General features: G+C 68.0%; 24 protein-coding genes. 16 read left to right on the forward strand and 8 right to left on the reverse strand.

What is annotated here, in order from left to right; all coding sequences use genetic code 11:
* The first annotated feature begins 126 nt into the window (after nucleotides 1-126).
* The 5 genes from V6S85_RS21210 (at nucleotide 127) to V6S85_RS21230 (ending at nucleotide 4,817) form a co-directional block, all read left to right on the forward strand.
* On the forward strand, nucleotides 127-1,065 hold the full coding sequence (locus V6S85_RS21210; RefSeq protein ID WP_101713954.1) for a ribose-phosphate pyrophosphokinase: 939 nt from the start codon (nucleotides 127-129) through the stop codon (nucleotides 1,063-1,065).
* Nucleotides 1,066-1,391: 326 nt separating this feature from the next.
* Entirely contained in the window at nucleotides 1,392-2,504 is a 1,113-nt protein-coding gene (locus tag V6S85_RS21215) for a hypothetical protein (RefSeq protein WP_116564786.1), read from the forward strand.
* A 159-nt stretch (nucleotides 2,505-2,663) separates the two neighbouring features.
* The gene (locus V6S85_RS21220; RefSeq protein ID WP_116564784.1) at nucleotides 2,664-3,263 is read left to right on the forward strand and encodes a 50S ribosomal protein L25/general stress protein Ctc; all 600 of its coding nucleotides are present in this window, start codon (nucleotides 2,664-2,666) and stop codon (nucleotides 3,261-3,263) included.
* A 90-nt stretch (nucleotides 3,264-3,353) separates the two neighbouring features.
* A complete protein-coding gene (gene pth / locus V6S85_RS21225) occupies nucleotides 3,354-3,965 on the forward strand; it encodes an aminoacyl-tRNA hydrolase (RefSeq protein ID WP_334350147.1) in 612 nt (203 codons plus the stop codon).
* A 339-nt stretch (nucleotides 3,966-4,304) separates the two neighbouring features.
* A complete protein-coding gene (locus V6S85_RS21230; protein WP_133244725.1) occupies nucleotides 4,305-4,817 on the forward strand; it encodes a hypothetical protein in 513 nt (170 codons plus the stop codon).
* A gap of 317 nt (nucleotides 4,818-5,134) precedes the next feature.
* Here V6S85_RS21230 and V6S85_RS21235 read toward each other — a convergent pair whose 3' ends face one another.
* Entirely contained in the window at nucleotides 5,135-8,044 is a 2,910-nt protein-coding gene (locus V6S85_RS21235; RefSeq protein ID WP_334350148.1) for a TonB-dependent receptor, read from the reverse strand.
* Nucleotides 8,045-8,328: 284 nt separating this feature from the next.
* Here V6S85_RS21235 and V6S85_RS21240 point away from each other — a divergent pair, with 284 nt between their 5' ends.
* The gene (locus V6S85_RS21240) at nucleotides 8,329-9,066 is read left to right on the forward strand and encodes a tetratricopeptide repeat protein (RefSeq protein ID WP_334350149.1); all 738 of its coding nucleotides are present in this window, start codon (nucleotides 8,329-8,331) and stop codon (nucleotides 9,064-9,066) included.
* A gap of 213 nt (nucleotides 9,067-9,279) precedes the next feature.
* On the opposite strand, the gene V6S85_RS21245 is transcribed toward V6S85_RS21240, so the two are convergent.
* Together V6S85_RS21245 and rpsU are read right to left on the reverse strand one after the other, a co-directional pair.
* Nucleotides 9,280-10,077, reverse strand: coding sequence for a DUF72 domain-containing protein (locus V6S85_RS21245; RefSeq protein WP_334350150.1), 798 nt, complete (start codon nucleotides 10,075-10,077; stop codon nucleotides 9,280-9,282).
* Nucleotides 10,078-10,324: 247 nt separating this feature from the next.
* The gene (gene rpsU, locus V6S85_RS21250; RefSeq protein WP_081612876.1) at nucleotides 10,325-10,558 is read right to left on the reverse strand and encodes a 30S ribosomal protein S21; all 234 of its coding nucleotides are present in this window, start codon (nucleotides 10,556-10,558) and stop codon (nucleotides 10,325-10,327) included.
* A gap of 182 nt (nucleotides 10,559-10,740) precedes the next feature.
* Here rpsU and V6S85_RS21255 point away from each other — a divergent pair, with 182 nt between their 5' ends.
* The gene (locus V6S85_RS21255) at nucleotides 10,741-11,400 is read left to right on the forward strand and encodes a COQ9 family protein (protein ID WP_334350151.1); all 660 of its coding nucleotides are present in this window, start codon (nucleotides 10,741-10,743) and stop codon (nucleotides 11,398-11,400) included.
* 165 nt (nucleotides 11,401-11,565) lie between these two features.
* Here V6S85_RS21255 and V6S85_RS21260 read toward each other — a convergent pair whose 3' ends face one another.
* Together V6S85_RS21260 and purE are read right to left on the reverse strand one after the other, a co-directional pair.
* Nucleotides 11,566-12,660, reverse strand: a complete 1,095-nt coding sequence (locus tag V6S85_RS21260) for a 5-(carboxyamino)imidazole ribonucleotide synthase (protein WP_334350152.1) — start codon at nucleotides 12,658-12,660, stop codon at nucleotides 11,566-11,568.
* Between the two features lie 5 nt (nucleotides 12,661-12,665).
* Complete coding sequence (purE, locus tag V6S85_RS21265) at nucleotides 12,666-13,157, reverse strand: 5-(carboxyamino)imidazole ribonucleotide mutase (RefSeq protein ID WP_116564078.1); 492 nt, start codon at nucleotides 13,155-13,157, stop codon at nucleotides 12,666-12,668.
* Between the two features lie 251 nt (nucleotides 13,158-13,408).
* Between purE and V6S85_RS21270 the strand changes: the two genes are divergently transcribed.
* Together V6S85_RS21270 and V6S85_RS21275 are read left to right on the forward strand one after the other, a co-directional pair.
* Nucleotides 13,409-14,134 (forward strand): GGDEF domain-containing protein, encoded by a 726-nt coding sequence (locus V6S85_RS21270; RefSeq protein ID WP_334350153.1) that lies wholly within the window; start codon nucleotides 13,409-13,411, stop codon nucleotides 14,132-14,134.
* Nucleotides 14,135-14,462: 328 nt separating this feature from the next.
* Complete coding sequence (locus V6S85_RS21275; protein ID WP_058348012.1) at nucleotides 14,463-14,915, forward strand: chemotaxis protein CheW; 453 nt, start codon at nucleotides 14,463-14,465, stop codon at nucleotides 14,913-14,915.
* 152 nt (nucleotides 14,916-15,067) lie between these two features.
* Here the strand turns inward: V6S85_RS21275 and V6S85_RS21280 are convergent, their stop codons facing one another.
* The gene (locus V6S85_RS21280; RefSeq protein ID WP_116564084.1) at nucleotides 15,068-16,366 is read right to left on the reverse strand and encodes a lytic murein transglycosylase; all 1,299 of its coding nucleotides are present in this window, start codon (nucleotides 16,364-16,366) and stop codon (nucleotides 15,068-15,070) included.
* A gap of 140 nt (nucleotides 16,367-16,506) precedes the next feature.
* Here V6S85_RS21280 and V6S85_RS21285 point away from each other — a divergent pair, with 140 nt between their 5' ends.
* From V6S85_RS21285 to V6S85_RS21305, 5 genes are all read left to right on the forward strand, one after another.
* Nucleotides 16,507-16,902: a DUF805 domain-containing protein gene (locus V6S85_RS21285; protein ID WP_334350154.1), complete on the forward strand. Its 396-nt coding sequence runs from the start codon at nucleotides 16,507-16,509 to the stop codon at nucleotides 16,900-16,902.
* A gap of 151 nt (nucleotides 16,903-17,053) precedes the next feature.
* Entirely contained in the window at nucleotides 17,054-17,179 is a 126-nt protein-coding gene (gene ykgO, locus V6S85_RS21290; RefSeq protein WP_004616427.1) for a type B 50S ribosomal protein L36, read from the forward strand.
* Nucleotides 17,179-17,796, forward strand: a complete 618-nt coding sequence (locus tag V6S85_RS21295) for an HAD family hydrolase (protein ID WP_334350155.1) — start codon at nucleotides 17,179-17,181, stop codon at nucleotides 17,794-17,796. The genes ykgO and V6S85_RS21295 overlap by 1 nt, the downstream gene beginning before the upstream one ends.
* 76 nt (nucleotides 17,797-17,872) lie before the next feature.
* Nucleotides 17,873-18,142 (forward strand): DUF2312 domain-containing protein, encoded by a 270-nt coding sequence (locus tag V6S85_RS21300; protein WP_058348015.1) that lies wholly within the window; start codon nucleotides 17,873-17,875, stop codon nucleotides 18,140-18,142.
* Between the two features lie 50 nt (nucleotides 18,143-18,192).
* Nucleotides 18,193-18,549, forward strand: a complete 357-nt coding sequence (locus V6S85_RS21305; protein ID WP_334350156.1) for a hypothetical protein — start codon at nucleotides 18,193-18,195, stop codon at nucleotides 18,547-18,549.
* Nucleotides 18,550-18,736: 187 nt separating this feature from the next.
* Here the strand turns inward: V6S85_RS21305 and V6S85_RS21310 are convergent, their stop codons facing one another.
* Nucleotides 18,737-19,207 (reverse strand): SRPBCC domain-containing protein, encoded by a 471-nt coding sequence (locus tag V6S85_RS21310; RefSeq protein WP_334350157.1) that lies wholly within the window; start codon nucleotides 19,205-19,207, stop codon nucleotides 18,737-18,739.
* Nucleotides 19,208-19,257: 50 nt separating this feature from the next.
* Here V6S85_RS21310 and V6S85_RS21315 point away from each other — a divergent pair, with 50 nt between their 5' ends.
* Nucleotides 19,258-19,587 carry an ArsR/SmtB family transcription factor gene (locus V6S85_RS21315; RefSeq protein ID WP_334350158.1) on the forward strand — a complete coding sequence of 110 codons (330 nt, stop codon included), beginning with the start codon at nucleotides 19,258-19,260 and terminating at the stop codon, nucleotides 19,585-19,587.
* Nucleotides 19,588-19,646: 59 nt separating this feature from the next.
* Nucleotides 19,647-20,132: a hypothetical protein gene (locus V6S85_RS21320; protein WP_116564096.1), complete on the forward strand. Its 486-nt coding sequence runs from the start codon at nucleotides 19,647-19,649 to the stop codon at nucleotides 20,130-20,132.
* Nucleotides 20,133-20,153: 21 nt separating this feature from the next.
* Here the strand turns inward: V6S85_RS21320 and V6S85_RS21325 are convergent, their stop codons facing one another.
* The gene (locus V6S85_RS21325) at nucleotides 20,154-21,617 is read right to left on the reverse strand and encodes a sigma-54-dependent transcriptional regulator (protein ID WP_334350159.1); all 1,464 of its coding nucleotides are present in this window, start codon (nucleotides 21,615-21,617) and stop codon (nucleotides 20,154-20,156) included.
* Nucleotides 21,618-21,819: the final 202 nt, after the last annotated feature.

The raw sequence follows: 21,819 nt of genomic DNA on the forward strand, positions 1-21,819 counted from the left end.
TCCTGAAGCTGCGGCCTCAACGACACGAAACGTTCACGAAGCGCAACCTGGGGCCATAAGCGGGTTGCCCCCGGGCGGATCGCTGCTAGAAGGCCCGGCAACGGCGACCCCCACCGAGAATCCAAAATGAAGCTGCTGTCCGGCAACTCCAACCGTCCGCTGGCCCAGGCCATCGCGGAGTACCTCGACATGCCGCTGACCCGCGCCCAGGTGCGCCGGTTCGCCGACCTCGAGGTGTTCGTCACGATCGACGAGAACGTGCGCGGCGAGGACGTGTTCGTCATCCAGTCGACGAGCTACCCGGCCAACGACAACCTGATGGAACTGCTGATCTGCATCGACGCGCTCAAGCGCGCCTCGGGCAAGCGGATCACCGCGGTGCTGCCCTACTTCGGCTACGCCCGCCAGGACCGCAAGACCGGCGGCCGCACCCCGATCTCGGCCAAGCTGGTGGCCAACCTGATCACCCGCTCGGGCGCCGACCGCGTGCTGACGATGGATCTGCACGCCGGCCAGATCCAGGGCTTCTTCGACATCCCGACCGACAACCTGCTGCCCTCGCGCCTGCTGGCCGACGACATCATCAAGAACTACCCGCTGGGCGACGACCTGATGGTCGTCTCGCCGGACGTCGGCGGCGTGGTGCGCGCCCGCGCCCTGGCCAAGCGCCTGGACGACGCCGACCTCGCCATCGTCGACAAGCGCCGCTCGGGCCCGGGCCAGTCGGAAGTGATGAACATCATCGGTGACGTGCAAGGCCGCCGCTGCATCCTGTTCGACGACATCGCCGACTCGGCCGGCACCCTGTGCAACGCCGCCCAGGCCCTGATCAACCACGGCGCCGTCTCGGTCAGCGCCTACGTCACCCACGGCGTGCTGTCGGGCGCGGCCGCCGAGCGCGTGGCCAATTCGGTGCTGACCGAACTGGTCGTCACCGACTCCATCGAGGCCTCCGACACCACCAAGGCCTGCCCGAAGATCCGCTACGTCTCGTGCGCCCCGCTGATCGGCGAGGCCATCCGCCGCATCGCCAACGAAGAGTCGGTGTCGAAGCTGTTCGACTGATCTCGGATCTCATTACCCGTAAAACCCCCGCGAAAGCGGGGGCCCAGGCTTTTTCTGCAACGCCCGGCGCTCGACGATAAAACACCTGGGTCCCCGCTTTCGCGGGGATTTTACGGAGTGAGAGCTAAGCCTCGCCGTTAACTCCCCAAAGCTGTCCGCCACATCGGCGCCATATTTTCCGTCGGCGAAATATCCAACGGAATCCGCGCTCTCGCGGAAATCGCGACATAGTCCCGCTTGTCAAAGTCTGGTTAACGGACTGACTGTCACAATGTCGCCCGTCGGCGATGTTAAGCCGGCTCCAGTCATACGGGGATGTCGCCAGCATGCTTTTCAACCTGCGTCCGCACGCCGCCATCACGGCCGTAGCGCTCGCCGCGGCCTCGATCCTGGCCAGCTGCTCCACCCCGCCCGCCGCGCCGCCGCCGCCCGTCGTCCAGGCCCCGCCGGCCCCGCCGCCCATCACCCTGTCGAGCAAGGTGGTCGAGCGCGCCAGCGCCTTCCGCGGCTACATGCAGCGCGCCGGCGCGATCGACGCCAACTTCCAGAACGGCGAGCAGATCCAGGCCTCGCTGAAGGTCGGCGTCGGCTACGAGCAGAAGCACTTCCTCAGCGGCGCCATGTCGTACGGCGCGGTGCTGGCCTTGCAGGACCCGACCTTCGTGGCCTCGGTCCGCGCCTTCGCCGCCGATCCGGCCCAGCGCCAGCAGGTGATCCACCAGCTGATCGCCGATCCGGCCTACGCCGTCGGCTTCAAGGGCTCCGACACCGCCGCGGCCCGCATCATCGACACCCTCGGCGCCGACGGCCTCAAGGTCTACCAGGCCGGCAAGAAGGTGAAGCAATCGGCCTATGACGTGCAGCGCGTGGCCTGGTCCAAGGGCTTCGTCTCCGACCGCGACGCCCGCCTGGCCTACGCCAAGAGCGCCTCGACCGTCCCGGCCCTGGCCGACACCGCCGACGTCGTCCAGTTGCAGCAGGCTACCCTGGTGACGGTCAACGCCCCGCCGGCTCCGGCGCCGGCCGCGGCCAGCATCGACGCGGCCCTCAGCGCCGCGCCGGCCGGCCCGCGCTCGGCCCCGCCGCCCTACCGCCCGCTGGTGATCCGCAGCATGGCCGTGGCCGCCCTGGCCGCCCTCGGCGCGGCCGGCGACGAGAACATGGCCACCATCGACGCCATCATGGCCGAACCCAGCAGCGCCTCGTGCCTGAACATGGCCAAGCTGAACCTCTACCAGTGCCTGGCCGTCTCCAAGCCGCACTACGAGGACATCTTCTGCCTGGGCCAGCACATCATGATCGACACCGGCGCCTGCGTCATCAAGGCCTCGGGCGCGCCGATGCCGGTCGAGCCCCTGCCGCCCCCGCCGCCGGAAAAGCCGACCGCCAAGAAGAAGACGACCGCCAAGCCGGCGGCCGTGAAGAAGAAGAAGGCCTGATCCAGCCTCCCCGGCTGACAGCGAGAGGGCCGCCGGATTGCACCGGCGGCCCTCTTCGTGTATTGGGCGCCCTCCTGAAAACGTCGACCGAGCGGGGCAATCCGGCCTTGTGCGGCGATTTCGCATTCCGAGGGCATGGGCCCTCCAGAGAGAACTGACATGGCCGATATCATCCTGAACGTCGAAATCCGCGAGCGCGCCGGCACCGGCGGCGCCCGTGAAACCCGCCGCGCCGGCCTCGTCCCGGGCGTCCTGTACGGCGGCGACAAGGACCCCGTGAACGTCGCGGTGAAGTCCAACGAATTCCGCAAGGCCCTCTACACCGGCAAGCTGCTCGGCCACCTGGTCACGCTGCAGCACGGCGAAGAGAAGCAGTCGGTCATCGCCAAGTCGGTGCAGTTCCACCCGGTCACCGACGAGCCGATCCACTTCGACCTGTTCCGCGTCGGCGAGCACCAGCTGATCAAGATCGAAGTGCCGGTGCACTTCAAGAACCACGAAACCTCGGTCGGCCTGAAGAAGGGCGGCTCGCTGGAAGTGATCCGTCACACCGTCGAGCTGGCCTGCCCGGCCGACCAGATCCCCGAAGAGCTGGTCATCGACCTGGCCTCGCACGACATCGGCGACACCATCCGCATCTCGGAAGTGAAGCTGCCGGAAGGCGTGAAGCCGGCCGTGGACCGCGACTTCGTGATCGCCACCCTGAAGGCCTCGGCCGCCGCCCAGTCGGGCGAAGGCGACACCACCGTCGAAGGCTGATCCGGGCTCGGTCTTCCGACCGAACTGATCTAGGAAGCGGGCGGGCCTTCGGGTCCGCCCGTTTTCGTTTGAATACGTGAGCACCGAGCGATGCTGATCCTCGCCGGCCTCGGCAATCCCGAAGCCAAATACGAGAAGAACCGCCACAACGTCGGCTTCATGGCCGTGGACGCCATCGCGCGGAAGTGGGGCACGGCGCCCTGGCGCGCGCGCTTCCAGGGCCTGGCCTGCGAGGGGCAGGTGCAGACGCCGGACGGCGTGGTCAAGCTGCTGCTGCTCAAGCCCAAGACCTACTACAACGAGGCCGGCCGCGCCGTGGGCGAGGCCATGAAGTTCTTCAAGCTGGCGCCCGCCGACGTCATCGTCTTCCACGACGAGATCGACATGGCCCCCGGCCGCTTCCGGATGAAGGCCGGCGGCGGGGCGGCGGGCAACAACGGCATCCGCTCGGTGACCAGCCAGATCGGCGACGCCTTCCGCCGCGGCCGCATCGGCGTGGGCCATCCCGGCGACAAGGCCATGGTCATGCACTACGTGCTGGGCGACTTCCACAAGGTCGAGCACCAGTGGCTGGACCCGCTGCTGGACGCGGTGACCGACGCCCTGCCCTTCGCCGCCGCCGGAGACGACGAACGCTACCAGGCCGAGGTGCTGCGCCTGGCCCCCTCTCCCAAGGCCGACCCCAAGAAGCCGCGGGACTGAAAATCCCTCTCTCTCTGAGAGAGAGGGCGGGGCCCGCGCCGAAGGTGTGGGAAGGTGAGAGGTTTCACCGTCGGCCCAAGCTAGCCCCACGCGAATTGGTCGGTCCGCGCCAAGCTGTTGGGCACACCGGATATCCCCTTTCGGAGCAGCCGCCGCTTCCCGCTTACGACCCTGAGCGGGCGTTCACTATACGTAAGCGCCAATGTACTTCTAGACGACGTCTCGGATCGCGATGCGCTCGTTCGAATGCGGCTCGGAGCCCGGCTAGCCCCAACACCTCACGGTGTTGGGCGCTCACGCTACGTAGCAGCCATGATGCTCATATAAGGAAAGAAATTCATGTCTCGGATTCTACTGGCAATTTTGCTCGTATTTTCCATTCAGGGCGCATCATTCGCCGAGGTCAAGCGGAAGGCCGCTACTGCTGAGGATGTAGAAAGAGCAAAGCGCGAGCTGGATGTCTGGAGCTATGCCGAAAGAGTTGCTGATGGGCATCGCATTCATGGAGCTATGAAGGTGAGTTATAATTCCCGCCCCACGATTTATGGTAGCAATTATGCGTCTCTAATATTGCGTCACATGGATGATACAAACAATATTTTGGTCATGGTCGGCGAGGGCGTTGAATTGGAATGCGATCCATCGCGACCTTACTGGTTAGCGAAGTTCGATGACGGACCAAATGAAAATATAGCATGTGCTAATGAAGGAAATGCCGCGAGGATACATCTGGACGTTCAGAACATTGAGCGGATAAAAAAAGCACAACATCTGACCCTCGAAGTGCGGGAGCGCGGCAGCAGCGCATGGCCTTACCGATGGCACCTCGATGGGCTTAAATGGCCGTATTGAAGGGCGCCGTAGGATGCGCCGCCGCGCCACAAGTCCGCAAACCACCCTTCTCGGAAGTTTCCGGCGACAGCTTCGAGGTGTCCAGCACCACGTCTTCGCGGCGCTGACCGTCCGGTTGGCTGGCGTTCTGCACGGGCCGGAACGACCTCCGGTGCGCCTTTAATGAAAGGGGCCGACGCAGTGCGACGGCCCCGGGTCCCGTATACGCACCAGGTGCTTTCCGAGATGACGATGGAAGTGGTGAGAGGCTGTAACCTCTCACCCTCCCACCGCTTCGCGGCGGGCCCCTCCCTCTCTCTCAGAGAGAGGGGTTCACATCAGAACCGGTACTGAAGGCCCAGGTTAAACTGCCGGCCGGTGTGGGTGTAGACGAAGGTGCTGTCGCGGTCGGAGTCGATGAACTGCCGATTGAAGCGGTCGAAGATGTTCAGCCCTTCCAGCGACAGCTTCAGGCGGTCGTTGATCTGGTACGAGGCGGCCATGTCGAAGGTCAGGTTGGCGTCGTAGCCCTCGACGTCCTGCAGCGGGTTGTTGGCCGGCAGGGCGACGATCGACTTGTCGCGGTACGAGGCCGAGACGCGGGCGCTGAACTTGGCGTCCTCGTAGTAGAGCGTGGCGTTGTAGGCGTTCTTGGACAGGCCCACGAGGTCGTTGGTGGTCACCCCGCCGGCGGCCAGGAAGTAGTCGATCTGCGAGTCGACATAGGTGTAGTTCACCAGCGCGCCGGTGTGGCGCAGGAAGCCCGGCAGGAAGGTGAAGGTCTGCTGGTAGTTGATCTCGAAGCCCTTCAGCGGGCCGCCGGGGGTGTTGACCGGGCGGGTGACGGTGATCGGGGTGTTGTCGGGATCCACGCCCGAGGTTCCGATCAGCGACAGCGGCAGGCCGGTCTCGCGGAAGGTCATCTGCTGGGACTGGTTCTGCACGTAGGTGGCGATGTCCTTGTAGAACACCCCCACGCCCAGCACCGAGCCCGGGGCGAAGTACCATTCGGCGCCCAGGTCCACCGTGGTGGCGCGGATCGGGTCAAGCTCGGGATTGCCCGAGGCGATCGACGGCGTGCCGGTCAGGTTCAGGCTGCCGCCGGGGGTCAGGAAGCCCAGGTCCGGACGTGACACCACCTTGGCGGCCGAGAAGCGCACCACCAGGTCGTCGCGCAGGTCGACGGCGAAGTTCAGCGACGGCAGCACGTCGTGATAGCTGTGCTCGGCGGTCACCTGCTGGGGCGTGGCGCCGATCTGGTAGCCGCGCGACGCAAGGTCGGTCTGGGCGATGCGGAAGCCGACGTCGCCCCGCACCGGAAGGCCGCCGATCTCGGTGCGCAGGTCGGCCTGCAGATAGGCCGAGGTGACCTTCTCCTCGACCCGGCGGATGCCGCCGTAGTTGGGGATCAGGGCGTACATGCCGCTGTCGCTGTAGAGGTTCTGGCTGGAGACGAACTTGTCGTAGTCGATGGTCGCCCAGGACGAGGGGAAGACGTCCTTCTTGATGCCGTTGCCGCCGAAGTCGTCGACGACCTTGGTCACCGCCTGCAGCTGGGCCGTGGTCAGGGTCGGCACCAGGAAGTTGTTGCTCCGCTGGCGGGCCGAGGTGTCGAAGGTGAACTCGTGGTGGTGGGCGCCGACCTTGATCGTCAGGTCGTCGTCGACGGCCCAGGCCAGGTTGAACTCGGCGGTCTTGTAGATGTTGGTGGTGAAGATCTGCGACAGCCGCACCTCGGCGTTGGGCGCGGCGAAGCTGTACTGGCTGGCGTCGGCGACGTTGAAGCCGTGGGTGATCTTCGGCTGGTCGCGGTCGTCGCGGAAGTCGATCGTCATGCTCGTATTGGGACGCTGGAACATGATCGTCGTGGTGATCGGCTGGTCGTAGTCCGACTTCGAATAGCCGACGAGGCCCGAGATGGTGATGTTGTCGGTCAGCTCGTGCTTGCCGTTGAAGGTGTACTGCTGGAAGACGTTCTGGAACTCGTCGTGCTGGGTGTCGGAACGCACGTCGACGCCGTCGAAGCGGGCATAGGCCACGTCGTAGACCGGCAGGCCGAAGTTGGCGCCGGCGGTGTGGCTGGTTCCGGCCTCGCGCAGGATGAGCTCGCGGATGGCCGTCTGCGGCTTGCCGTTCTGGCTGATGGCCCGGGCGAACGAGAAGCCCTCCAGCCAGTTCTCCTCGCGCACCACGTCATAGTTCGAATAGAGGGCGTCGAAGCCGAACGAGGTGCGCTCGCTGGGCTTCCATTGCAGGGCCAGGGTGGCGCCGGTGCGTTCCTGGTCGTGGTGGAAGCGGCCGTAGCGCGGCAGGCGCGGGAAGAACACGGTCGAGCGGTTGCCCAGGTCGAACAGCGTGTCGTTGGCGGCCGGACGCGGCACGCCGGTGGCGCAGTTGGCGGCATCGGTGCCGTTGGCGGCGTTGAAGGCGGGGTTGGGCACGGGACGGCCCACGGGCGTGCAGAAGCCGCCGTCGACCGTGGCCGGGTTCCAGCCGCCCGAACCCCACTGGTCCTCGAGGAACTCGCGCTTGCTCCAGGCCAGCGAGGCCTGGGCGCCGAACTGGCCCCAGGCGGTGTCCCAGCGGTCGCCGAGCACGGCCGAGAGCTTCTTGTCGTTCTTCTTCGACAGGTCGTTGTAGCCCAGCGAACCGCCGACCACGAAGGTGCGGCCCTTCTGGTCCAGCGGCTTGGCGATGTCGAGGTCGACGGTGGCGCCCAGCGAGCCCTCGATCACCTCGGCCTGGGCGGTCTTGCGCACGGCGATGCCGCTGAACAGCTCGGAGGCGAAGGTGTTGAAGTCGAAGCCCCGGCCCAGGTTGGCGCCGCGGTCGCTGGTGGTGGCGCCGCTGGTCGACTGGGCCTCCATGCCGTTGATGCGCACGCGGGTGAAGTTCGGCGGCAGGCCGCGGACGGTGATGGTGCGGCCCTCGCCGGCCACGCGGGTGATCGACACGCCGGGCACGCGCTGGATCGACTCGGCCAGATTGGCGTCGGGGAAGTCGGCGATGTCCTCGGCCTTGATGGCGTCGACCACGCCCGAGGACTGGCGCTTGACGTTCAGCGCGCTCTTCAGGCTTTCGCGAAAGCCGGTGACGATCACCTCTTCCACCGCGTTCTCGGTGGTCTCGCCGGAGGGCTGGGGGGCTGTCTGGGCGCTCGCCGCGCCGGCCGCCAGGGCCGCCGACATCAGGACGGCCAGGGAACAGCCCGTCCGCAGACGCGAACCATACGAGGACGACGACGACATTGGTCCCTCCTGACGGCGGCGTCTCCATGGACCCGCCCTTATGTTTCCAACCCAAGCGCCGGTTTGCCCGGTCTGCTTATGTGTTTGTCGCGAGATAATCCCACATAGTGGATTGCACTCTCGCAATATAACGACATTAGGCAGACACACAGTGGACGCGCAAGAGGCGGCGTTGCGGGAACCGTCCGAAGCGGGCGGCGAAACCTCGCCCAGGGGCGGCCTCGCCGATTGACGGCCCGGCATGGGGGCCACACATAGCCGGGACGCATCCGGAGACCTTGTTGATGTTCCCCGCTATCGGCCTGTCGCTGATCTTCTCGATCGCCCTCTGCGTCCACGTCGTGCGCACAGGCCAGGCCATGTACTGGCTGCTGATTATCCTGATGTTCCAGCCGCTGGGCGGGATCGTGTACCTGCTGGCCATCATCGCGCCGGAGTTCATGGGCGGGTCCAAGGCCCAGCAGATGAAGGCGGCCGCCCGCCAGGCGCTCGATCCGCAGCGCGAGTATCGCGAGGCCAGCCGCGACGCCGAGGACGCGCCCACCGTCACCAATCTCTCGCGCCTGGCCGCGGCCGCCACGGGCCTTGGCAAGCACGAGGAGGCCGAGCGGATCTACGCCCAGGCCCTGCAGGGCCACTATGCCGACGATCCGGCCCTGATGCTGGCCCGGGCCAACAGCCTGATCGAACTTGGCCGCGCCGCCGAGGCCCTGCCGCTGCTGGAGGCCTTGGGGCAGCAGGGCGAGAAGAGCCGCACGCCGCAGACCGCCCTGGCCCTGGGCCGCGCCCAGGCCGCGCTGGGCCGCAACGAGGAGGCCGACGTCTCCCTGCGCTGGGCCGCCGCCCACCTGCCCGGCTTCGAGGGCATGGCCCGCTATGCGGTGTTCCTGGGCGAGACCGGCCGCAAGGCCGAGGCCCGCGAGGCCCTGGCCGAACTCGACAAGCGCCTGGCCAAGACCCACCCGCGCTTCCGCCGCGAGGCCAAGGGCTGGCGCGAGATGGCGGCGGCTGCGGCGGGGTGATCTTCAGGAACCTCCCCCTGTGGGGGAGGCGATCGCGCAGCGATCGGTGGGGGGAGGGTTGCGAGCTTTCAGTCGCTTCGAAAGCTGAAAACGTCCCCCCTCCGCCCCTCCGGGCCACCTCCCCCAGAGGGGGAGGATCTAATGGCGCCGGCGCTCTTCGAAATGCTCCCCCTCTGGGGGAGCTGTCGGCAAAGCCGACAGAGGGGCAGGCGGCTACTTCACCCTATCAATCAGCGCCATCGCCCCGTGGGGCGCATTCACCTTGCCCTCGTGGATGATGAAGGCGAAGACGTCGCGGCTCTTGGCGGCCGGAACCGAGGCCTTGTCGATGCGCGGCAGGTCGGCCGGGGCGCCGCCGGCGGCCCAGGTCTTCAGGCGGTCGGCCCAGGCGTCGAGCTCGGGCTCGGGATAGGCGGTCGCCACCGCGTCCGACCCCGTCTGCAGGCGGGCGTAGACGAAGTCGGCGGCCTCGTCGGCGAACTCCGGATAATCGAAGTGCTTGGCGTAGACACCGGCCACGCCGTGCTCGCGCAGAAGCGCCGGGAAGGCCGGGGTCATGAAGGTGTCGTTGCGCACCTCCACCGCGTGACGCAGGCGCAGGCCGTCCTTCTCCTTGGGCAGCAGGGCCAGGAACGCCCCGAAGTCGGCCTCATCGAACTTCTTGGTCGGCATGAACTGCCAGAGGATGGGGCCGAGCTTGTCGCCCAGCTCCGTCAGGCCCTGGTCGAGGAACTTGGCCACCGACTCACCGCCTTCGGCCAGCACCTTGCGATTGGTGGTGAAGCGCGAGGCCTTCACCGCGAACACGAAGCCGTCGGGCGTCTCGTCGCGCCACTTGCGCCAGCTGTCGGGCTTGAAGCTGGAATAGTAGGTGCCGTTGATCTCGATCGCCGTCAGCTGGCGGCTGGCATAGGCCAGCTCTTCCTTCTGCTTCAGGTCGGACGGATAGAAGTGGCCGCGCCAGGGCTCGAAGGTCCAGCCGCCGATGCCGATGCGAATGTCGCCGCTCATGCGCGTTCCCTTCTTGTTCCGCGCAAACCTAGGCGAGCTTTCAACGTCCGTCGAGCCCTTAGCGAGGGCCGCGGGCCTCGCCCGCCAAACTCCTCCCCCGTAGCGAAGCGTGCGAGGGAGGAGCCTGTCCGCTGCTACTTGGCCTTTCGCGCAAAACAAAACCCGCGCCGGTCGCCCGGCGCGGGTTTCGTCTGTTTTCGGGTGCGTGGAACGCGGAGGCGCGACGAGCCGCGCCTCGACGGCGCTCTTAACGCGAAGCCTTCTTCGGCATCGGCAGCAGGCCTTCGCGCTGAGCGCGCTTGCGGGCCAGCTTGCGGGCGCGACGGACGGCTTCGGCCTTTTGACGGGCGCGCTTTTCCGAGGGCTTTTCGTAGTGGACGTGGCGCTTCATCTCGCGGAACGAGCCTTCGCGCTGCATCTTCTTCTTGAGGGCCTTCAGGGCTTGATCGACGTTGTTGTCGCGGACGAAAATCTGGACCAGGGGTGACTCTCCATTCGACGGCCCGACCAATTTCCCAAGTCCCTCTTGAGGGGCCGGGCGGGCGAATAAAAACCTTACGCCCTGGAAGGGGTGCTTCCGGGCGACGAGGGGCGGCAGATAGCAGAGCGAAGGGCGCGTGTCCATGCGCGACGAGCGCTAAACACCGGTGTAGACTCGGATTCATGAGCCAGACCGCCGCCGAAGCAACGCAGGATTGGGCCGACAAGGCCGAACAACGGGTTCTGGACGAGGCCCTGCGCCTGTCGCCGCGCCTCGGCTGGAACGCCAGCCTGGTCCGCGGGGCCGCCGCGGCGGCCCAGCTATCGCCCGGGGAAACCGATCTCCTGCTGCCCCAGGGCCCGCGCGACCTGGCCGCCATCCTGGCCCGCCGGCATGACGCCAAGGCCATGGAATCACTGGCCAAGTTCGACCCGGCGGCCCTGAAGATCCGCCAGAAGATTCGCGAGGGCGTGATCGCCCGCATCGACGCGGCCGCCCACGACAGCGAGGCCGTCCGCCGCTGGGCCGCGTTCCTGGCCTTCCCGACCAACCTGCCGCTGGCGCTCTCTCTCCTATGGGAAAGCGCCGACCAGCTGTGGCGCTGGGCCGGCGACGTGGCCACCGACGAGAACCACTATTCCAAGCGCGCCATCCTGTCGGGAATCCTGGTCTCGACCCTGGCGGTCGACCTGGCCTCGGGCCGCGAGTCGGCTCTCAAGCACCTGGACGCCCGCATCGAGGGCGTGATGGCCTTCGAGAAGTGGAAGGCCGGCGTGAAGGCCCCGAACCTGGCGGCGGAGTTCCTGACCGCGCTGGCGAAGATGCGGTACGCGCGGAGCTGACCCAAGATGCTCCCCCTGAAGGGGGAGCTGTCGCGAAGCGACTGAGGGGGAAGTCGGTGATGACCGGCCACCGCCTCGAAAGCTGAAAACGTCCCCCCTCCGGCCCTCCGGGCCACCTCCCCCAGAGGGAGAGGATCTCGCAGAGCGACTAAGGGGGCCTTCTCCTTAGCCTTCCAGGGGCCGCAGGCGGTTCACGTGGCCCATCTTGCGGCCGGCGCGGGCCTCGCCCTTGCCGTAGAGGTGAATGCGGGTCTCCGGCTCGGCGGCCAGCTTCTTCCAGGCGTCGACCTCGGGGCCGAGCAGGTTGGTCATTTCCACGCGGGCCAGGGCCGCCGTCGGGCCCAGGGGCCAGCCGGCGACGGCGCGGATATGCTGCTCGAACTGGTCGACCTCGCAGCCGTCCTGGGTCCAGTGGCCGGTGTTGTGCACCCGGGGGGCGAACTCGTTGACCAGCAGCTTGCCGCCGGCCAGCTCGAACAGCTCCACGCCGATCACGCCCACATAGTCGAGCGCCGTGAGGATCTTGGCGGCGATGGCCTCGGCCTGGTCGCGCTCGGAGGACGTGGCCTTGGCCGGCGCGATCGTGCGCCGCAGGACGCCGCCCTCGTGGTGGTTGTCCGACAGCGGATAGCAGACGATCTCGCCGTTGCGGCCGCGCGCGGCGATCACCGACAGCTCGCGGCCGAAATCGGCCGGGGCCTCGAGAATGGCCGGCTGGCGGCCGATCTTCTCGAAGGCGGCGAGCGCGTCGCCCGCCCGCTGGATCCAGGCCTGGCCCTTGCCGTCATAGCCTTCGCGGCGGGTCTTCAGGAGGCTGGGCGCGCCGATCCTGGCCACCGCCGCCAGCAGGCTTTCCTCGTCGTCGACCGGGGCGAAGGCCACGGTGGGCACGCCGATCTCGGCCAGGAAGGTCTTTTCGGCCACGCGGTCCTGGGCGGCGGCCAGGGCGCGGGCGCCAGGGGCGACCTCGCAGCCCAGGGCGGTCAGCTCGGCCACGGTCTCCGCCGGGACGTTCTCGAACTCGTAGGTGACGACGTGGCAGGCCTCGGCCAGGCGCTTGAGCGCCCAGCGGTCGTCATAGGCGCCGACGATCTGGCGGGCGGCGACACGGCCGGCCGGGCTGTTCTCCTCGGGATCGAGGATCACCACGTCGAAGCCCAGGCGCGAGGCGGCCTGGGCCAGCATCCGGCCCAGTTGCCCGCCGCCGAGGATCCCGAGGGTGGAGCCGGGGGGCAGAGGAAGAGCCGGAGAGGCGGTCATGATCTTTAGTCCTCGACGCTTTCGGCGACACTATCGGTCTGGGCCGCACGCTGGGCGTCCAGGCGCTGGGCCAGCGCGGGGTCGGCCAGCGACAGGATCTGGGCGGCCAGCAGGCCGGCGTTCCGGGCGCCCGCCTCGCCGATGGCCAGGGTGGCCACGGGGATGCCGCCCGGCATCTGCACGATCGACAGCAGGGAATCGAGGCCGCTGAGGGCCTTGGACTGCACCGGCACGCCCAGCACCGGCAGCGGGGTCATCGAGGCGACCATGCCCGGCAGGTGCGCGGCGCCGCCGGCCCCGGCGATGATCACCTGATGGCCGGCCGCCTTGGCGCCGGTGGCGAACTCGACGAGGCGCTGGGGGGTGCGGTGGGCCGAGACGACCTTGGCCTCGTAGGCGACGCCCAGTTCGTCGAGGGCGTCGGCCGCCTTCTTCATCGTCGGCCAGTCGGAGCGGCTGCCCATGACGATGGCGACAGGCGGCGCGGACGTGGTCATCGGCGTCTTCCTCGAACGATGGAGGGTATACCAAGAAACCTGGGTCGGCCCCTTGAATCGCGCGCCTTATAGCGGGTCGCCCCTCCAGACCAAAGCCCGTTCTCGGACGTTCTCGCGCTGCTTTCCGCAGGTTGCGGCCCGCTCCTCCACCTGCGGCTTATTGGCGCCCGGCTACCACCGCCATTGTCATGGTTAACGAGAAAACGCAGATTTCCATTCAGCTTGACCAGAAGTGATTCGCCGCCCCTCCGATGAAGATCTCCGGCGCCCGCACCGAAACCTTCTCCGCGATCCGCCGCCGTGCGCTCGCCGACGCCGCCGGCGTCTCGGCCGCGCCGCGCGGAACCGTGCCCGTCGACAAGGCCGGGTTCCTGGGCCTGGAGCCCGCCGACCTGACTCCCAAGGTGCAGGCCGCCCTGCAGACCCTGATGTCGGAGGTCGAGGACCTGCGCACCGAGGTCTCGCGCCTGAAGTATCGCCTCAACGAGGCCGAGACCCTGGCCGACATGGACGTGCTGGCCCCGGTGCTGAACCGCCGCGCGTTCCTTCGCGAGGTCCGCCGCGTCTCGGCCTTCGCCCAGCGCTACGGCTCGCCGGCCAGCCTGGTGTTCTTCGACCTCGACAACTTCAAGGCCGTCAACGACCGCTTCGGCCACGCCGCCGGGGACTCGGCGCTGAAGGCCGTGGCCGAGCGCCTGCTGGCCAATGTCCGCGAAAGCGACATCGTCGGCCGCATGGGCGGCGACGAGTTCGCCGTTCTGCTGGTCCAGGCCGACAAGGCCACCGCCGAGATGAAGGGCGAAAGCCTGGCGGGCGCCATCCGCGGCGTACCCGTCCAGTTCGGCGAATGGAGCGCCCCGCTGCACGTCTCGTTCGGCGTGCGCGAGATCGAGGCCGGCGCCGAGCCGGAAGTGTCGCTGGCCGAGGCCGACGCGGCGATGTTCCTCAAGAAGCGCGCGCGACTGGCCGCGAGCTGAGAGCCGATCAGCTTTACGGGCTGGCCGGTCCCCAATCCGCCCAATCCCCGCGCAGGCGGGGACCCAAGCTGACTTTCAAGGTGCGGCCCAGCCTCGGATCATCCGCGATCTCGGCTTGGATCCCCGCCTGCGCGGGGATGCTCGGTGATCAAGTCGACCAAGCACTCAGAAATTGACCAGCCCTACCCCACGCCGCCCGCGACAATCGGTCTCGCCCTCGCGCACCACGAGAAACTTCAGCATTAACCGTTGTTAAACGGCGCCCGGGCTCTTGTGGCAGGCGAGCGGAGACGTCCGCGCCAGCCTTCCAGACCCCGGGGATTTCCTGATGACCGAACACGCCGAACCGGCCCTCGAGCTGATCTCGTTCTGCATCGGCGAGCAGGAGTTCTGCATCGACGTGAAGACGGTCCGCGAGATCCGCGGCTGGACCCCGGCGACCCCGATCCCGCATGCGCCGGGCTTCCTCAAGGGCGTCATCAACCTGCGCGGCGCGATCATGCCGGTCATCGACCTGCGCAACCGCCTGGGCCTGGGCGTCACCATCCCCGAGACCCGCCACGTCATCGTCGTCGTCGAGTGCCACGACCGCCTGGCCGGGATCCTGGTGGACGCCGTCTCCGAGACCTTCACCATCACCCGCGACCACCTGCAGCCGGCCCCGGACATGGGCGCCGACGAGCTGCGCTTCGTGCAGGCCATCCTGTCGGTCGACACCCGCCTGATCACCTACCTGCGCATGGACGACGTGTTCCCGCCGCAGGTCAGCCAGGCGGCTTAAGACTTCTACACTGAGGAACCTCCCCCTGTGGGGGAGGTGATCGCGAAGCGATCGGTGGGGGGAGTGAGTGCGAAATCGGCCGCCTTCTCGGCAGCTGAAAACGTCCCCCCACCGGCCTTCGGCCGCCTCCCCCACTGGGGGAGGTTCTTTCCCTACGAAATCGCCGCCTGGGCCTTCAGCTTGCCTACCATGTCGGACGACAGGTAGCCGTCGGCCGGCAGCTGGCGGCTCTGTTGCCAGGCGCGCAGGGCCTTGCGAGTGCCAGCCCCGATGACGCCGTCGGCCGGCCCGGGGTCGAAGCCCAGGCGCGCCAGGGCGATCTGGGCGGCCATGCGGTCGGCCAGCGACAGCGGCTGCTCCACCGGCCAGGACGCGACCAGCGGCCCGCCGCCGCCGAAGCGGTCGGCCAAGAGGCCGATGCCCAGGGCGTAGGAGGTGGAGTTGTTGTACCTGCGGATCGCGAAGTGGTTGGGCAGGGCCAGGAAGGCCGGGCCGGCCGCGCCGGCGGGCAGGATCAGCCCGGCCGGCGACGCCGCGTCCGCGGCCGTCCAGGGCAGGCCGTCGGCTCTTTTCACGCCCTTGGCTTCCCACCAAGCGGGCAGCTCGCGCGGGCCCTCGGCCAGGCTGTAGTCGAAGCCGGCCGGCAGGATCACCTCCTTGGCCCAGCCCACGCCCGGCTTCCAGCCGCCCTTGGCCAGGAGGTTGGCGGCCGAGGCCAGGCTGTCGGCGTCGCTGCGCCAGATGTCGCGGCGGCCGTCGCCGTCGAAATCGACGGCGGTCGACAGATAGTTGGACGGCAGGAACTGGGTCTGGCCCATGGCGCCGGCCCACGAGCCCTTCAGCTGGTCGCGGGTGTCCTCGCCCGAGGCGATGATCTTCAGGGCCGCGATCAGCTCGCCCTCGGCCCAGGCGCGGCGGCGACCGTCGGCGGCCAGGCTGGCCATCGAGCGCACGACGTCGAAATCGCCCTGGATCTTGCCGAAGGCCGATTCCATCGCCCAGACGGCCAGCAGGATGTCGCGCGGCACGCCGTAGCGCTGCTCGACCGACGGCAGGAAAGGCAGGGCGTCGCGCTTGCCCCGGCCCACGGCCACGCGGTCGTCGCTGATCACGCCCTTGATGTAGTCGCCCACCGGCTTGGAGAACTCCGGCTGGCGGCCGTCCAGCGAGATGACGCGGGGATTGGGCGTCAGGCCGTTCAGCTCGCGCTCGACCACCGCCTGGGGCACGCCGGCGGCCACGGCGCGCGGCTTGAAGTCGGCCAGCCAGGCGTTGAAGGCGGCGACCTGGCCGCCCGTCTCCACCGCGGTGACCGCCGAGGGCGGGGTCGGGGCGGCGGGCGTTGAAGCCACCGGCGGCGGCGCGGTCGGGGTCGACGGCGCCAGCGGGGCGTTGACGGTCGTGTCGGCGCAACCGGCCAGCAGCAGAACGAGGAATACGCGTCTATCCATCGGGGCAGGCTACCGGGGTTCGTGCGAAAGCTTCAATCACAAGGACGCCAGGACAAAGTGAGTTCCCGGTTCGCATCGCCTCTCCACAAGCTTTGCTCTAGAAGTCTGCGACACACCGAGGTCGGCGCGAGGGTTTCGACGTGCAACTGCTGAAGGGCCGGATCAACCGCGCCAGCTACTGGCTCATCGTCGGCGTGGCGCTGGTCGCCATACTGGTCTCGGCCCTGGTGTTCCAGCGCCCGCTGCCGGCCGCCCTGGTGGTGATGCTGATCGCCGCCGTCCCGCGCCTGCACGACCTGGGACGCACCGGCTGGTGGGCCGGCGGAGTGTTCATCGCGCTCATGGCCCTGTTTTTTGGCGGCGGCTTCGTCATCCCGCCCCAGGCCTACCAGAACACCCTGGGCGTGGCGGTTCTGGTGCTTCCGGTGCTGCTGTCGGCCCTGGGCGGCCTGCCCGGCCAGGCGGCCGACAACGCTTTCGGCCCGCCCCCGCCCAAGGGGCTGTCGTTCAAGCCCGTCGCCCCGACCGGGGCTTGAGCGCAACACGGCGCGACGGCTGCGCGCAGCGGGGCCTTGGCCGATTGACTCATCGCCCCGTCTTGCCTATACGCACGCCCTCCGAAACATCCGGATGTTCCGGCGAGCTTGATGGCGCGCCCGAACCTCTCCGCTGACAACAGAGACGGTCATGAAGGTTCGCAGCTCGCTGAAGTCGCTGAAGGGTCGCCACCGCGACTGCAAGATGGTGCGTCGCAAGGGCGTCATCTACATCATCAACAAGACCGACCCGCGCTTCAAGGCCAAGCAGGGCTGATGACGCCGCCTGCGTCTCCCAGGGCCATGCTCTGGGACGTCGGCAACGTCATCGTGCGCTGGAACCCGCGCACGCTCTACGCGAAGATCTTCAAGGAACCGGCCGATCTCGACCGGTTCCTTTCGCATGTCGGGACCATGGACTGGCACAGCGAAACCGACCGGGGCCTCTCCTTCGGGGAGAACATCGCCCTGCGCGCGGCCGAGTTTCCCGAACACGCCGAGCACCTTGCCGCTTGGTGGGCCCGCTGGGACGAGATGTTCTCGGGCGCGATCGCCGAGACCGAATCCCTGATCGAGGACCTGGCCGCCGCCGGCGTGGCGCAGTACGCCCTGACCAACATGTCCAGCGAGGCCTGGCCGGGCGTCCAGGCCATGAGCCCCGCCTTCCGCCACCTGCGCGATCCGGTGGTCTCGGCCGTCGAACGCACCATCAAGCCCGAACGCCGGATCTACGAGATCGCCCTGGAGCGCACCGACCTGTCGCCCGCCGACCTGCTCTTCGTTGACGACAGCGCCGCCAACATCGAGGCGGCGCGGGCGATGGGCTTCCACGTCCATCACTTCGTCGACCCGGCCGCCCTGCGACCTGTGATTCAAGCCCACGGCCTGCTCTGAATCGGCTTTCCCTCGGCCCGCGCAGGCACTAGTTTCCGCGCCTCCGGTTTTCAGCCCCTTTTCGCGAGAGATCTCCATGGCCGACGACGCCATCCCGCACGCCGACGTTCTGAACTCCACCGCCCAGGGCCAGCTGAAGTCGATCATCGAGCGCGTCGAGCGCCTCGAGGTCGAGAAGGCCGAGATCATGGAGCAGATCAAGGAAGTCTACCTCGAGGCCAAGGGCAACGGCTTCGACGTCAAGGTGCTCAAGAAGGTGGTGCGCCTGCGCAAGACCGACCGCGCCAAGCGCCAGGAAGAGGACGCCATCCTCGATCTCTACCTCTCGGCCATCGGCGAGATCTGATTTTGAAAAGGCCCTCTCCCCGGAGAGGGCCTTTTTGCTAGGCTGACGTCATGCGCGCCAAGCCGCCCGATCGAAAAGCCCCGGACCCCCGCGCCCAGGCCCGAAAGGCCGCGCTGAGCGCCCTCAAGAAGGCCAGGCGGATGGCCGACAAGGGCGGGATCGAGCTCTCCGACTGGGAAGGCGAATTCCTGGGCTCGGTGGCCCAGCGCATCGAGACCTATGGGCGAGCGTTCGGCGACCCGGAAAAGGGCGGCGCCGGCCAGGCCCTGTCGGTCAACCAGACCATCAAGCTCAAGGAAATCACCGCCAAGGCCAAGGGCGAGCGCAAGCCGATGAAGCGCGGCAAGGGCTTCGCCCGCAAGGGGCGGCCGGAGGCGGAGGTCGAGACGGAAGAGGACGAGGGGTAGGCGATCGCTCACCCCCCTCAACGCCCGTCATTCCCGCCCTTGTGGCGGGAACCCCTCTGTCAGCCGCAAGGGCAGATGAGGCGGCGTGCCGAGCACGCCGCTAGCGCTTCACGTGCGAACGGAACCAGTGGTTCTCGCCACAAGGGCGGGAATGACGGGAGGTTGGGGGCGGAGCCAATCGCCCCTCCTAGAACGCCCCGCCCTCGCGCAGGTTTATCCCGTATTCCAGATAGGCCTTCATCGCGGCCATCATGTGCATCCAGCCGCCGGCGTTGCCGTGCGAGGCCTTCAGGCCCTCGGGGCTGTGCGGCCAGCCGGACTCGCTGATCTTGACCATGGTGTTTGCCGCATCGAGCGCCACGAAGGTCATCACCACCCGGGTGTCGGGGTCGCCGGCGATCGCCGAGCCCCATTCCAGCACGATGCGCTCGGGGGCCGCGACCTCGCGCACGACCACCGGATAGCGCTCCTCGAACTCGGGGAACTGCCAGAGCACGGTGGTTCCGGCGACCAGGGGGCCGCTGCCCTCGCGCAGGAAATAGCCGCTGAGCTTCTTGGGATCGACGACGGCGTCGAAGACGTCGGCGGCCGGTTTGCGGATCTTCAGCTGCACCTCGAAGGCCAGCGGGGTCTCGTCGGATCTGGCGTCGCTGGACATGGCGGTCCTCCCTTGGCGAACGCCGGCATGTAATGTTATAATTCTATAACATGTCAAGCGCCGCCCAAGACGACCTGCTGTTCAAGGCCCTGGCCGACTCCCGGCGGCGGCAGATGCTGGACCTGATGAAGGCCGCCCCACGCACGACGGGAGATCTGTGCGAACACTTTTCCGGAACCCTGGACCGCTGCACCGTCATGCAGCACCTGGGCGTGCTGGAACGGGCCGGGCTGATCGTCGTGCGGCGCGAGGGCCGGGTGCGCTGGAACCACCTGGACGCCGGCCCCTTCCAGGACATCCACGACCGCTGGATCGGCCCCTACGCCCTGGCCGCCGCCGACCTGCTCAACCGCCTGAAGCACGACCTGGAAGGCGGCTGATTGCCGAACGCCGTTCGGCGGAATAGCCTCGCCGCTACAGACGGGGGAGGAACCGGTCAATGGCTGTCGACCGCGGCGCGACGCGCCCCGTGCTGCTCGTCATCGCCGTCGCCACCCTGCTGGCCGGCACGCTGGACATCCTGGACGCCTTCACCTTCTGGGGCGTGACCAAGGCCGTGCCGCCGCAGCGGATCCTGCAGTCGATCGCCAGCGGCCTCTTGGGCAAGGCGGCCTTCCAGGGCGGCGCAGGGACGGCGGCCCTGGGCCTCTTCCTGCACTACTTCATCATGGCGGTGATGGCGGCGCTCTACGTGCTGGCCGCCCGGCGCCTGCCCGTGCTGGTCCGCAGGCCGCTGCTGATGGGCCTGGCCTATGGCGCGGCGACCTATGTGGTCATGAACCATGTCGTGCTGCCGCTGAGCCAGGTAGGCCCGGCCGCCGCCTTCGCCTGGCCCCGCTTCATCAACAATCTCGGGGCGCACCTGTTGCTGGTGGGCGCGCCGATCGCCCTGGTCGCCCGCTGGGGCCAAGGCGGGCGCGCCTAGCGGGCGCCCTGCCCTCGCCTCCTACGAGGCTTCCTTGACGTCGACGTCGATGCCCTGCTCTCGGACCTTGCGGTAGAGGGTCGAGCGGCCGATGCCCAGGCGGCGGGCCACCTCGCTCATGTGGCCGGCATAGACCTCGATGGCGTGCTGGATGAGGTCGCGCTCGATCTCCTCCAGGGTCCGCAGGTGGCCGTGGCCGTCGAGGATGCGCACCGGAGCCTCGCCGAGCGCGCCGGTCTCGGCATGGACGGCGGCGGCCTGGATCATCATCGGCAGGGGCTCGATCGGCGACGGCTCCAGCGGCGGGGCCACGACGCCCGAGATGGCCGGGAAGTCGTAGGGCTGCAGGTAGGGCGCGTCGGCCAGCACGATGGCGCGATAGACCGCGTTCTCCAGCTGGCGCACGTTGCCGGGCCAGTCGAAGGCGCAGAGGATCTGCAGGGTCTCGGGCGAGGCCCCGACCACGCGCTTGCCTTCCTCGATGTTGAAGCGGCGAACGAAGGCCTCGACCAGGGCCGGGATGTCCTCGCGGCGTTCGCGCAAGCTGGGCGCCTCCACCGGGAAGACGTTCAGGCGGTAGTAGAGGTCCTCGCGGAACAGGCCTTGGGCGACGGCGGCCGACAGGTCGCGGTTGGTGGCCGAGACGATGCGGACGTCGACCTTGACCGAGCGCTTGGAGCCGATCGGGTCGATCTCGCCCTCTTGCAGCGCGCGCAGCAGCTTGACCTGGACGTCGAGCGGCAGCTCGCCGACCTCGTCGAGGAACAGGGTGCCGCCGTCGGCTTCCTTGAACTTGCCCGAGTGCTTGTCGGACGCGCCGGTGAAGCTGCCCTTCTCGTGGCCGAACAGGATCGACTCCACGAGGTTCTCGGGAATGGCGCCGCAGTTGACCGCCACGAACGGCTTGCCGGCGCGGTCGGACGAGCCGTGCACCGCGCGGGCGATCAGCTCCTTGCCGACGCCGCTCTCGCCGGTGATCAGCACCGGAATGGCGCTCTTGGCGGCGCGCTCGCCGATGCGCTTGACCATGGTCATGGCCGGCGAGGTTCCGATCAGGTCGGAGAAGGTGGTGCGGCCCGAGACGCGCTTGTTCAGGCGGTCGACCTCGCCCTTGAGGTCGCCCATCGAGAGGGCGTTGCGGATCGACACGGTGATCCGCTCCGGGCTGGCCGGCTTGATGAAGAAGTCGGTGGCGCCGGCCTGCATGGCCTTGACCACGGTGTCGACGCCGCCGCTGGCGGTCAGCACGATCACCGGCTGGGCGTAGCCGCGCGCGCGCATCTCCTTCAGCGCCTCCTGGCCGGGCAGGCCGGGCATGACGAGGTCCAGCAGGATCACGTCGGCCGGCGCGCCGGCGGCCAGGTGCGCCATGGCCGCGTCGCCGTTCTCGGCGTGGCAGACCGCGAAACCTTCGCGCTCCAGCACCGCCTGGATCAGTCGACGTTGGGTCGGATCGTCGTCGACGACGAGCACCGTCTTGGTCATTGAAGGCCATCCACCAGAACCGGCCGCGCCCACATGGAGAGCGACTCTTGTTGGTTCAGAGTGATACAGCGAGGGGGTAAACACCGGCTTTCGGAGAGGTGTCGCAGACCTTAACAGTGAGCCTTAACAACGGTTTACGCTGTTGGTCGGATGAGGGCGCGCAAGGCCCCCAACACCCTCTCCTCCCCCGTGAAACGGGGGA

Source organism: Caulobacter sp. CCNWLW153 (genome assembly GCF_036889365.1).
Classification (GTDB): Bacteria; Pseudomonadota; Alphaproteobacteria; order Caulobacterales; family Caulobacteraceae; genus Caulobacter; species Caulobacter radicis.